This window comes from Rhodococcus sp. 5A-K4, assembly GCF_046097995.1.
In the GTDB taxonomy this organism is placed as follows: Bacteria; Actinomycetota; Actinomycetes; order Mycobacteriales; family Mycobacteriaceae; genus Rhodococcus_F; species Rhodococcus_F erythropolis.
On sequence record NZ_JBJURM010000031.1, the window covers coordinates 62,201 to 72,734 of the forward strand.

12 protein-coding genes are annotated in these 10,534 nt (G+C 62.9%); 5 read left to right on the forward strand and 7 right to left on the reverse strand.

Going from position 1 to position 10,534, the window contains the following annotated elements:
* The first annotated feature begins 153 nt into the window (after positions 1-153).
* Positions 154-1,182, forward strand: a complete 1,029-nt coding sequence (locus ACKAMS_RS28520; RefSeq protein WP_020908344.1) for a phosphotransferase family protein — start codon at positions 154-156, stop codon at positions 1,180-1,182.
* Here the strand turns inward: ACKAMS_RS28520 and ACKAMS_RS28525 are convergent.
* Genes ACKAMS_RS28525 through ACKAMS_RS28535 form a run of 3 tightly spaced genes read right to left on the reverse strand, consistent with a single transcriptional unit; the run spans position 1,179 to position 3,373 of the window.
* Positions 1,179-1,628 carry a thioesterase family protein gene (locus ACKAMS_RS28525; protein ID WP_019749226.1) on the reverse strand — a complete coding sequence of 150 codons (450 nt, stop codon included), beginning with the start codon at positions 1,626-1,628 and terminating at the stop codon, positions 1,179-1,181. The two genes, ACKAMS_RS28520 and ACKAMS_RS28525, sit on opposite strands and share 4 nt — an antisense overlap.
* On the reverse strand, positions 1,625-2,863 hold the full coding sequence (locus tag ACKAMS_RS28530) for a benzoate/H(+) symporter BenE family transporter (RefSeq protein WP_003941402.1): 1,239 nt from the start codon (positions 2,861-2,863) through the stop codon (positions 1,625-1,627). Before ACKAMS_RS28530 ends, ACKAMS_RS28525 begins: the two co-directional genes overlap by 4 nt.
* A gap of 36 nt (positions 2,864-2,899) precedes the next feature.
* Positions 2,900-3,373 carry an Lrp/AsnC family transcriptional regulator gene (locus ACKAMS_RS28535; protein WP_003941284.1) on the reverse strand — a complete coding sequence of 158 codons (474 nt, stop codon included), beginning with the start codon at positions 3,371-3,373 and terminating at the stop codon, positions 2,900-2,902.
* A 102-nt stretch (positions 3,374-3,475) separates the two neighbouring features.
* Between ACKAMS_RS28535 and ACKAMS_RS28540 the strand changes: the two genes are divergently transcribed.
* Together ACKAMS_RS28540 and ACKAMS_RS28545 are read left to right on the forward strand one after the other, a co-directional pair.
* On the forward strand, positions 3,476-4,099 hold the full coding sequence (locus ACKAMS_RS28540) for a LysE family translocator (protein ID WP_003941342.1): 624 nt from the start codon (positions 3,476-3,478) through the stop codon (positions 4,097-4,099).
* Positions 4,100-4,121: 22 nt separating this feature from the next.
* Positions 4,122-4,958 (forward strand): sulfurtransferase, encoded by an 837-nt coding sequence (locus ACKAMS_RS28545; protein WP_408989904.1) that lies wholly within the window; start codon positions 4,122-4,124, stop codon positions 4,956-4,958.
* Between the two features lies 1 nt (position 4,959).
* On the opposite strand, the gene ACKAMS_RS28550 is transcribed toward ACKAMS_RS28545, so the two are convergent.
* Both ACKAMS_RS28550 and ACKAMS_RS28555 read right to left on the reverse strand, forming a co-directional pair.
* Complete coding sequence (locus ACKAMS_RS28550; protein WP_003941357.1) at positions 4,960-5,421, reverse strand: DUF6328 family protein; 462 nt, start codon at positions 5,419-5,421, stop codon at positions 4,960-4,962.
* A 13-nt stretch (positions 5,422-5,434) separates the two neighbouring features.
* Positions 5,435-6,253 carry a shikimate 5-dehydrogenase gene (locus ACKAMS_RS28555; RefSeq protein WP_113684109.1) on the reverse strand — a complete coding sequence of 273 codons (819 nt, stop codon included), beginning with the start codon at positions 6,251-6,253 and terminating at the stop codon, positions 5,435-5,437.
* A 127-nt stretch (positions 6,254-6,380) separates the two neighbouring features.
* On the opposite strand from ACKAMS_RS28555, the gene ACKAMS_RS28560 reads away from it, so the two are divergent.
* On the forward strand, positions 6,381-7,955 hold the full coding sequence (locus tag ACKAMS_RS28560) for a molybdopterin-dependent oxidoreductase (RefSeq protein ID WP_020908339.1): 1,575 nt from the start codon (positions 6,381-6,383) through the stop codon (positions 7,953-7,955).
* Here ACKAMS_RS28560 and ACKAMS_RS28565 read toward each other — a convergent pair.
* Positions 7,942-8,577, reverse strand: a complete 636-nt coding sequence (locus ACKAMS_RS28565) for a TetR/AcrR family transcriptional regulator C-terminal domain-containing protein (protein WP_408989905.1) — start codon at positions 8,575-8,577, stop codon at positions 7,942-7,944. The genes ACKAMS_RS28560 and ACKAMS_RS28565 overlap by 14 nt on opposite strands.
* Before the next feature lie 158 nt (positions 8,578-8,735).
* Between ACKAMS_RS28565 and ACKAMS_RS28570 the strand changes: the two genes are divergently transcribed.
* On the forward strand, positions 8,736-9,968 hold the full coding sequence (locus ACKAMS_RS28570; protein ID WP_021334169.1) for an amidohydrolase family protein: 1,233 nt from the start codon (positions 8,736-8,738) through the stop codon (positions 9,966-9,968).
* A gap of 1 nt (position 9,969) precedes the next feature.
* On the opposite strand, the gene ACKAMS_RS28575 is transcribed toward ACKAMS_RS28570, so the two are convergent.
* A complete protein-coding gene (locus ACKAMS_RS28575; protein WP_408989907.1) occupies positions 9,970-10,500 on the reverse strand; it encodes an HNH endonuclease family protein in 531 nt (176 codons plus the stop codon).
* Positions 10,501-10,534 lie beyond the last annotated feature (34 nt).

The following is a 10,534-nucleotide window of genomic DNA, read 5'->3' on the forward strand; positions in this document are numbered from 1 at the left end:
TGTATGCAGTTGTCGCTCTACCATCAGGATCCCCCTGATTGGGAAATCCGCAAGTATTTTCACTGCCGTATCAGGACCGGAACTGCGAACTGGCGAGTAACAAACGTGTCGGTACGGCCAACCGATCGGAATTCAACCGCTAGCATCGGTGCGGTGACTGCAGTCGGTTTGAACGAAGAAGCTGTTTCCGCGTGGATCGCCGAACTGGGGGTCGGCGCTACGACACCACTGACTTTCGAGAGGATCGGTAACGGGCAATCGAACCTGACCTACTCCGTGACGGATGCGGGCGGAGGACGGTGGGTACTGCGCAGACCTCCACTCGGCACGTTGTTGGCGTCCGCGCACGACGTCGTTCGCGAGCACCGCATCCTGTCCTCGCTCCAGGGAACCAAAGTGCCGGTTCCGAAGATCCTCGGCATCACGGAAGATCCGGAGATCACGGACGCTCCGCTGGTCCTCATGAGCTACATCGACGGCGTTGTGATCGACGGCGTTCCAGTGGCTCAGAAGTTGACCGAGGACGAGCGTCGCGCGGTCGGATTGGCGATGCCGAAAACCCTCGCAAGCATCCACGGGGTTGACCTGGAAGAGACCGGCCTCGACGATCTGGCCAGCCGCAAGCCCTTTGCCGAGCGTCAACTCAAACGGTGGTCGGCGCAGTGGGAGAAGTCGAAGACCCGCGATGTTCCTGACGTCGACAGGTTGGCCGAGATTCTGCACCGAAACATTCCGGAACAGAACGAAGTGACCTTGGTCCACGGCGACTTCCACCTCAACAACGTCATCACCGACCCGGTCGAGGGGCGCATCGTTGCCGTCGTCGACTGGGAGCTGTGCACGTTGGGGGAGCCGCTCGCGGATCTCGGTGCGCTACTCGCGTACTGGCCGGAAGCCGGTGACAAAGTTGCCGGTCCGTTCATGGCGTCCACGCTGGAAGGCTTCCCGAACCGCGACGAGCTGGTCGCTGCCTACGTCGAGGCGACCGGCCGCGACGTGTCAGCGGTCGGATATTGGCACGTACTCGCTTTGTGGAAGCTCTCGATCATCGCCGAGGGCGTGCTGCGACGCATTCTCGACGATCCGCGCAACAAGGCCGAGCACGGCGGCCCGACGGTCGCGCTGATCGACGGAATCGTCGCACGCGCCGTCTTGACGGCAGATCAGCTCGGCCTGAGCTAGTTTTCGGTCAAGGTCCCGGCTGCTGATCTGATCGCAGCCGGGATCTCCACCGGCTTACGGGTGTCGGCATCGACGTAGACGTGCACGAAGCGCCCAGTCGCGGCAGGTTCCCAATGGCCGTTTTCGACCTCGTGGAATATCGCCAGCGCGTAGACGATGCTCTTGGTGCCCAGCTTCTCGACGGAGATACCCACCTGCAACTGCTCGGGGAACGACAGTTCGCTCAGGTACCGGCACGACGTCTCGGCGACGACGCCGATGGCAGGCAGATTGCGGATGTCGGTTCCAGTGGAAGACATCAGCCAGGCGTTGACCGCGGTGTCGAAGTACGAGTAGTAGGTCACGTTGTTGACGTGGCCGTAGTGATCGTTGTCGTCCCACCGCGTCGGGACGGGCCAGAGAACGGGAAACTCGCTGATCGACGGGGGTGTCTGCGCTGTGCTCACGGCTTCGACTGTAGTGAGGACTTTCGCGAGAGTGAGGGCAGGGTGGTGCCCTGTAGGACTGCACGCACGATCAGCCCCACCAACAGTGCCCAGAATGCCGAACCGATTCCCAGGATACTGACCCCGGATGCGGCGATCAGAAACGTGACCACGGCGCCTTCACGTTCACTCGCCTCGCTCAGCGCCGACGTGAGGGCGCCGGCAAGCGTTGCCAGGAGCGCCAGTCCGGCAACAGTTTCCACGACTCCGGCCGGTGCGGCGGCTACCAGAGCGGCCACCGCGGCCGCGCCGGCAGCGAGAACGAGATACGCCCAGCCTGCGGTGAAGGCAGCGATCCATCGACGTTTGGGATCCGGATGTGCGGTGGGGGCGGCGGCCAGGGCTGCGCTGATCGCCGCGAGGTTGATCGCATGGCCACCGGCCGGTGCGCCGACGATGGTGCCGATACCCGTCACGATCATCGACGGCCGCCAGGGAACGGTGTAGCCGAACGAATTCATCACGGCCACACCGGGAATGTTCTGCGAAGCCATCGTGACGATGTAGAGGGGAATCGCAATGCCGATCATTGCCTGCCAGGTCCACGACGGCGCGGTGAGATCGATGCGGGGAATCATGGCGCCGGCGTCGAGTACTCGATCCGACGTGACGAGGCTGATCCCGATCACGACCGCTGCTGTGAGAAACGCGAGCGGAACCGCCCATCGCTTGGAGAAGCGCTGCGCGGCAAGCCAAACCAGGATGACGGGCGCGACCGCTGCCGGTGCGTCCCGGACGGCGATGATCGGCGCCAGGCACAACGGCATCAGAACCCCGGCGAGCATCGCTTGCGCGAGGGGCGTCGGGATTGCCGAGATGATCCTTCCGAGCGTCGGCCACAGTCCGGTCAGCACGATCGCGATTCCGACGACGATGAATGCTCCGACCGCGGCCGGCCACCCACCCTCGACCGCTCCGGCGCCGGCGAGCAGAGCGGCACCGGGCGTCGACCAGGCCAGGGTGATCGGCATCCGATACCGGCGTGAGAGCCAGAGCATTCCCAACGCTTGGGTCACACACAGAACCAGCAGTCCGGACGCCGCCTCGGTCGCGTCCGCACCGACAGCCGCGAGGCCGGTGAGCACCACCGCGAACGAACTGGTGAAGCCGACGAGGGCCGTGACGATGCCTGCGCTCATCGGTTGCGAGTTGCTGCGAACGGCTTCCGGTTCGGTGGTATCTGTGGAGTCCGACATGGTCAGTGATTCTGCCCGACCCGCCCCAGACCCGATTTACCTGTCCGGTCGGATGGGTGAGGTGACCGCTTTGCCGTAGATGAGGTGCGTTTGGGCGTGCCAGACCTCGGGATGTGCGGCGAGGTGGTCGATCAATACTCGCTGTAGATGAGCACTGTCACGGACCGCGACGTGGAGGAAGAAATCCTCAGGCCCCGAGACGTTGAAGAGCGCAAGCGTTTCCGGCAGTGCTAGGGCGTCGGCGGTGAACCGGTCGACGAGGTCGCGGCGGTGTGGTCGCAATTGAACGGCGATGATCGCCTGCATCGACCGGCCAACGGCTGCCGGATCGACAACCGCGTGGATACCGCTGATCGTTCCGTTGGCACGTAGGCGTCGTACGCGCTCGTGGCACGAGGAAGTCGCCAAGCCGACTCGATCGGCCAACACCTTGTTGGTGATCGACGCGTCGTTCTGCAATTCGGCCAAAATCTTCCAGTCCACCGGATCCAGAGGCTCATTCTTCGTCATCTGCCGAACTATATCCGGAGTCGTTTTGAACTTCCCGGATCCAGTTGCACACTCCTGGCATGAACATGTGTCTCGAATCAGCTCGGGTGTGAGGTATTTCGGATGAGTGTCGGTCAGTGGCTCGCTTTCGGCTCCCTGCTATCCATCGTCCTGTTCACGCCGGGACCGGATTTTGTCCTGATCCTGCGTCATTCTCTGGCAGATCGTCGGACCGGCGCGGTGGTGGCCGCCGGTGTGATTTCCGGGCTCTTCGTTCACACCGCTGCCGCGTCACTTGGTCTCTCCGCACTTGTGGCGACACGGCCACAGTTGCTCTCTGCGCTCACATACGCCGGGGCGGCATATCTGACCTGGCTCGGCATCTCCGCGATTCGAAGTGCTTTCAAAGCCCGAGCCTCGGACGAGGGAATTCCGGCAGCGAAAGAACCGATCGCGGTCACCACGGCATTTCGCTACGGCTTCCTCTCGAACCTGCTGAACCCGAAGGCGCTGTTGTTCTTTCTCGGGCTACTCCCGCAATTCATCGAGCCGGGTGAAGGCGCAGGGCTGCGCACGTTGATGTTGGCGGGCGCGACGGTGGTCGCCGCGGCACTGTGGTGGGCGATCGTGGTGGTGTTGGCGGCCGGAGCCGGCAAGAAGCTGCGTCGTCCTGGCGTCGGCAAGCGAATCGACGTGGTGACGGGAGTGTTGTTGGTGGGTCTCGGTGCCTTCTTCGGGGTTGCATGAGTGGTCGTGTCAGGATGGGTTCATGACACTTCCCGTGCTGATCGACGTCGAAGAACTGTCCGCTCTCATCGAGGCCGGCGCTGCGCCGCGATTGCTCGATGTCCGATGGGCGCTGGGTGATTCGAACGGCGAGCAGCATTTTCGCGCCGGCCATATTCCCGGCGCGGTATTCGTGAACCTCGACGAGGAACTTGCCTCGCCGTCGTCGCCGGGCACGGGAAGGCATCCGCTGCCGAGTCTCGAAGACCTGCAGGACGCTGCGCGTCGTTGGGGAATCGACGACGGTGATTCGGTGGTGCTTTACGACGCCACCGGCAACACGGCCGCTGCCCGTGGTTGGTGGCTGCTGCGGTGGGCCGGGCTCTCGGATGTCCGACTGCTCGACGGCGGGCTACAGGCCTGGGAGTCGGCGGGACTGCCGTTGGCGGCCGGTATCGGTGAGTCGGTCACTCCGGGCAATGTGACTTTCACCGGCGGCAACATGCCGACTGTCGACATCGACGGCGTCGGCGACTGGACGCGTGCGGGCGGTGTGCTTCTCGACGCCCGAGCAGGGGAGCGGTACCGCGGCGAGGTCGAGCCGATGGATCCCGTCGCAGGGCACATCCCCGGTGCGGTGAGCGCGCCGACCGCGGAGAACATCACCGGCGACGGTCGGTTCCTGGACGCGACCCGCTTGCGTGAGCGGTTCGCCGGACTGGGCGCCGGAGACAGTGTCGCGGTGTACTGCGGATCCGGAGTAACTGCAGCGCATGAGATTGCGGCACTCGCGATTGCCGGTTACGACGCGACGCTGTTCCCGGGCTCGTGGTCACAGTGGTCGAACGACAGCACTCGCGCCGTCGACACCGGAGCCTGAGTCAGCTCTTGGTGCGATCAATGAATGACGGCACGAGAAACCACAGTGCCGTGAACATGATCGCGGCGCACGCTGCCAAAACCTTTGCGGCAACTCCGCCGACGGCGACCTCGGCGATCAACAGGACCGTGCCGGTCATGGAGGCGGCGAGAAAGGCTATGCCGCACAGGGCGAATCGGTTGGCGACGGGCAATATGTTCTCGCGGTGCCCACGGCGGAAGAGCATGCGATGCCAGACTGCGGGTGCCATCAGGAACCCGAACGAGATGGCAACAAGGATCACCGTCACCAAGTGGATGCCGCGGATGTACGCCGACGCTTCCTCGTAGCGTTCGGTGAATGCCACGGCCAGCAGGAAGGCAAACAGGATCTGAACACCAGAGAGCGCGACGCGCAGTTCTTGCAACAACTCGTTGAAGTTCCGCGCGAGTTGTTGAGGTGGAGTCTCCCCGGTCTCGTTCACGGCGACGTGGTTCCTATGCCCGTGAGTATTCCGACGCTCGCTGGATCTGCTCCGCGCTCGGACGCACGCCGGTGTAGAGCACGAACTGCTCGGCGGCCTGAAGGGCAATGACCGACGCTCCCGTGATCGCCGTCTTGCCGAGTTCGGTCGCCAACGCGATCAGTGGCGTGTTCGCAGGCATCGCGACGACGTCGAAGACGACATCGGCGTCGCGCACTGCTTGTTCGGGGAACGACAGTGCATCTGCTTCTGCGCCGCCGGACATACCGATCGGAGTGGCGTTGATCAGCACACCGGGACGAAGCTCACCGAGTTCGGCCTGCCAGTCGAAGCCGTAGTGCTTCGCGAGCGACGACCCCACTTGCTGGTTGCGGGCGATCACGGTGACGTCGGTGAATCCGGTGTCGCGCACCGCAGCGACGACTGCTTTTGCCATGCCACCGCTGCCGGCGACTGCGACGGACAGGCTCGTGTCGACGTCGTTGTCACGCAGCAGATCGGCCACCGCCTGATAGTCGGTGTTGTAGGCGTGCAGCACTCCGGACTCGTTGACGATCGTGTTCACGGAGTCGATGGCGCTGGCCGAATCGTGCATGACGTCGATGTGCTCGATGACCTGTTCCTTGAACGGCATCGACACCCCGCAGCCTCGAATCCCGAGTGCTCGTATGCCGGCGATCGCGGCGGGTACGTCTTCGGTGGTGAAGGCTTTGTAGACGAAGTTCAGGCCCAATTCCTCGTAGAGGTAATTGTGAAACCTGGTGCCGATGTTGCTCGGTCGCCCGGAGAGCGACATGCACAGGAGCGTGTCCTTGTTGAGGTCGACGGTCATCGTTCCCACTCTAATCGCGAGTTCGGCGTAGTTCTTGATGGAGGAGTGCACCCATCCGGATGTACCGCAGCGCCGAATGTCGGGTATCCGATCGAAGCACCACTCGCACCGACAGAGCCGAGACGACATGGTCACACAGAACATCGACGAGCACCCGAGCACCGAATCTCGTCCACCGCGTCGTAGATGGGCTGCTCACGCGATCTCCGGGGTCTTGGCCGCGGCTGTCGTCCTGGGCGTCGGTGAACTGGTGGCGCTGCCGATCAACCCGGACGCGTCGCCCTTCTACGCAGTCGGTGCAACGACCGTCGACCGAACCCCGGCGTGGGCTCGCGAGTTCGCGATCGACACCTTCGGCACCAATGACAAGCCGGCGCTGTTCATCGGAATGTCGATATTGATCGTTCTGCTCGGTGCGGTGGCCGGGCTGTTGGAACGGCGACGCCGCCCGATCGGCAGTGTCATCCTCGTTCTTCTGGGCGCGGTTGGTGTGTATGCGGCGATGCAGCGCCCGACTGCCGATGCGATGTACGTGTTCCCGACGCTGGTCGGTGTGGTGGCGGGCGTCGCAACCTTGCGGTTGCTGATCACGCAACTCGAGGTGCCGCTCTCGCCTGGCGTCGCCGACTCGTGGTTGCCTCGTCGTCAGTTCCTTCTGCTGGCAGGTGCGGCGTTGGCAGTGGCTGCGGCAGCGGGTGCCGCCGGGAAGTTCGTGGGGCAGAGAATCGCCGGAGCAGTAGCGAATCGTGAAGACTTTGTCGTGCCCACTGCCGCTGACCCGGCGCCGCCGATTCCGGCGGGTGCGGACATCGCGATTGCGGGTGCGTCGACGTACATCACGCCCAACGACGACTTCTATCGAATCGACACTGCACTCCTCGTTCCGCAATTGACGACGGATTCGTGGGAACTGCGGATTCACGGAATGGTGGACCGCGAGATGACGTTGTCGTTCGACGATCTGGTGGCGCGAACGCCCATCGAGCGAGTCATCACGCTGACGTGTGTTTCCAACGAGGTGGGCGGCGTTCTGGCCGGGAACGCGAAGTGGATCGGTTATCCCATGAAGGACCTGCTCGACGAAGTCGGTGTCCATCCCGACGCCGACATGCTCCTGTCGACCAGCGTCGACGGCTTCACAGTCGGCACCCCGGTCGAGATAGTCACCGACGGCCGTGACGCGATTCTCGCCGTGGCGATGAACGGTGAGCCGTTGCCGTTCGAGCACGGCTATCCCGTTCGGCAGGTAGTTCCCGGCCTGTACGGTTTCGTCTCCGCCACCAAGTGGGTGACGGAGTGGGAACTCACGCGTTTCGACAAGGTCGAGGCCTATTGGACCCAGCGCGGTTGGGGTGCGCAGGCACCGATCAAGACGTCCTCGCGTATCGAGGTGCCGGCAGCTTTGGCGCCGATCGAGCCGGGCCAGGTGCTGGTGGCGGGAACGGCCTGGGCGCAGCATCGCGGGATCGAGAAGGTCGAGGTTCGCGTCGACAACGGCGAATGGCAACCGGCGACACTGGCGCAGGAGTACTCGATCGACACCTGGCGTCAATGGTCGTGGATGTGGGATGCAGGCTCAGGTTTGCACACCGTGCAGGTCAGAGCGACGGATTTGGACGGGAACGTTCAGGTGGAAGAGCGCACTCCGCCGATTCCCGGTGGAGCCACTGGATGGCATACGAGGTCGTTCACCGTGAAGTGACAGGTAGATCCGAATGGGATTCGGTATACAGGCGGACGACGCACTGGGCCATCCATCCAGCGATCAGCGTTCGCAGGCCGAAGTCGAAGGTGTCGTCGGTTCGCAGTGGGTTCGCGGACTCACGCGTGACCTCGCTCGGGTTGGAGGATTGAGTCCACGCGACATCCGGCGTCGAGAGTTTCACGACGGATCCGAGAACCAGACTGTCCAGCGTGGAAATTGCGTGACGCGTATCGGTCGAATTGAAACCCCCGTCCGAAAATGCTTGAACCAGTGCAGTATCGATATCAAAAGTCACCTCGGTGCGGACGCTGCGTGTCATGAGTAGCGGGATGAGGCGCCAATGTTCGACGGCAGCTCGGCGATATGCCCACCCCCACGCGCTGATCCGTTCGCTCCACCCTGCGGGTGGGTGGGGGACAGAGATCGACGACATCACGCGGATGCGCATGAGTTCGACGATCTCGGATCGACCCGAAATATGTGTGTAGAGCGAAGACGGAGTCACGTTCAGTTGCTTGGCGATCCCGGGCATGGTGAAGTCGCCGGTTGCGTCGACAGCATCCAGAGCCGCGTCGGTGATGTTTCGCGTGGACAGTATCGGCTGAGTGGGACGCGGCATCGATTCTCCTGGTGAGGGATTCGTCGGCAATCTCGGACTTGATCGATTGATGACAACTCCTTGATTTCGGGAGCCGGTATGCATCATACTAACCGAACCCTATTCGGTATGTCGGCGGAATCTTCCGGCGATCGGTACACGTCGGAGGAACATTCAATATGTCTGTCGTATGGCTGACCGGTGCAACGATCATCGACGGCACGGGCGCCGACCCGATCGAGAACTGCGCTGTTGCCGTGGAAGATGGCCGCATCAGTGCACTCGGTGGAACGCCGCCCGCGGGGGCGGAGGTGCTGGACTGCACCGGGCTGACAATCACGCCCGGCCTCATCGACGCACACGTTCATCTCGGTGGATCGAGCGATCTCGCACCGAGTCTGCGGCGTCAGATCTCGGTAGCCGAGCTCGCTGCAGACATGTTCGCGACCTGCGCATCGACCCTCGACGGAGGATTCACCACTGTTCGTGACTGCGGCGGAATCGACGGTGGACTCGCCGGAGTTGTCGCCTCGGGCAAGATTCCGGGTCCGCGGATCATTCAGTGCGGCCCGATCCAGTGCCAGACAGGTGGACACGGACACCTGGCGGCCGAGTGGGAGCCGACTTCGGACTGGTCCGATCATGACATCCCCGGATTGCGTTGTATGTCTCTGCTTTCCGACGGTCCGCACGAAATGCGAAAGAACGTTCGCGAGACGTTCCGCAGGGGTGCGGACTTCCTCAAACTGTGTGTTACCGGGGGAGTGGTATCGACTCATGACAAGCTCACCGATACCCAGTTCACGGTCGACGAGATCGAAGTTGCCGTCGAGGAAGCCAATGCGCGCGGTACCTATGTCACGGTGCATGCCCACAACAACGAGGGAATCCGAAACGCTGTAACTGCCGGCGCGAAATGCGTCGAGCACGGCTCAGGTATCGACGACGAGACTGCCAAGTTGATGGCCGAGCACGACGTCGCGTTGGTGCCGACGTTGGCTGTGGTGCAGGCACTCTCGGACAGCGCGGCGTCAGCAGGTCTACCCGAATCGATTTCGGCGCGGATCGGCCAGATGATGCAGGGTCAGATCGACGGGCTTCTTGCTGCTCGAAATGCCGGCGTCAGAGTGGGATTGGGATCGGACCTCATCGGTACCGATCAAACGGGCCGGGGAATGGAGCTAGTCCTGCGCGCCAAGGTCGAAACCCCGATGGACGCATTGGTTTCCGCTACCCGGATCAACGCCGACATTCTCGGTATCGCCGACGAGGTCGGCACCATCGAAGTCGGCAAGTTCGCCGACCTCGTTGCGTTCCGCGGCAATCCGTTGACGGATCCGTCCATCTTCGCCGATCGTGAGCGCATCGCACTCGTCATTCAGAGCGGTCGAGTGGTGAAGGACGGCCGGTAGCTCAACAGCGAGTGGCGAGTTCTGTCAACGCCGAGTGATCCGCCCGGCTGACCGGTAAGCCGTAGGAAATCGCGACGGTCAAGTACTTGCCGGCGTAAAAGCATCGGTATGCAGGATCGGGCGGCAACCACTCACTGGGCGTGCTGTCGCCTTTCGACTGGTTGTCGGGGCCGTTGACGGCCAACAGGTTCAGTGACGTGTCGTTCGCGAACCTCATCCGAAGCGCGGGCGTCCAGGAGTTCGCGCCGAAGTCCCAAGCCGCGGCGAGTGGGAAGACGTGGTCGATCTGGACGGACTTGGCCTGGCTGCGTTCGAATTCGATGCGATCACCGGAGTACGGGTCGGTCATCGCGCCCGACAGTACGACGCAGTCACGTGTTCCCGGTTTGAACACCACGTCCGAGAGATCATGGGCCAGAACGTTGTTGCGGGTATCGCACCCGTCGTGGCCACCTGGTGCGTCCTGGTCGTCGGACCAAGCGGGGCCGAAGACGCAAGCTTCTCTGAACAAGAATTCAAGCTTGGTAATCATGTGGAAGTCCTTCCCGAGATCGATCCGAATCCAG

What these genes read in the sequence shown, in the direction of transcription:
- ACKAMS_RS28530 (WP_003941402.1), bottom strand. Translation starts at nt 2,863, where the DNA reads ATGTCGGACTCCACAGATACCACCGAACCGGAAGCCGTTCGCAGCAAC.
- ACKAMS_RS28535 (WP_003941284.1), bottom strand. Translation starts at nt 3,373, where the DNA reads ATGACGAAGAATGAGCCTCTGGATCCGGTGGACTGGAAGATTTTGGCC.
- ACKAMS_RS28540 (WP_003941342.1), top strand. Translation starts at nt 3,476, where the DNA reads ATGAGTGTCGGTCAGTGGCTCGCTTTCGGCTCCCTGCTATCCATCGTC.
- ACKAMS_RS28545 (WP_408989904.1), top strand. Translation starts at nt 4,122, where the DNA reads ATGACACTTCCCGTGCTGATCGACGTCGAAGAACTGTCCGCTCTCATC.
- ACKAMS_RS28555 (WP_113684109.1), bottom strand. Translation starts at nt 6,253, where the DNA reads ATGACCGTCGACCTCAACAAGGACACGCTCCTGTGCATGTCGCTCTCC.
- ACKAMS_RS28560 (WP_020908339.1), top strand. Translation starts at nt 6,381, where the DNA reads ATGGTCACACAGAACATCGACGAGCACCCGAGCACCGAATCTCGTCCA.
- ACKAMS_RS28565 (WP_408989905.1), bottom strand. Translation starts at nt 8,577, where the DNA reads ATGCCGCGTCCCACTCAGCCGATACTGTCCACGCGAAACATCACCGAC.
- ACKAMS_RS28570 (WP_021334169.1), top strand. Translation starts at nt 8,736, where the DNA reads ATGTCTGTCGTATGGCTGACCGGTGCAACGATCATCGACGGCACGGGC.
- ACKAMS_RS28575 (WP_408989907.1), bottom strand. Translation starts at nt 10,500, where the DNA reads ATGATTACCAAGCTTGAATTCTTGTTCAGAGAAGCTTGCGTCTTCGGC.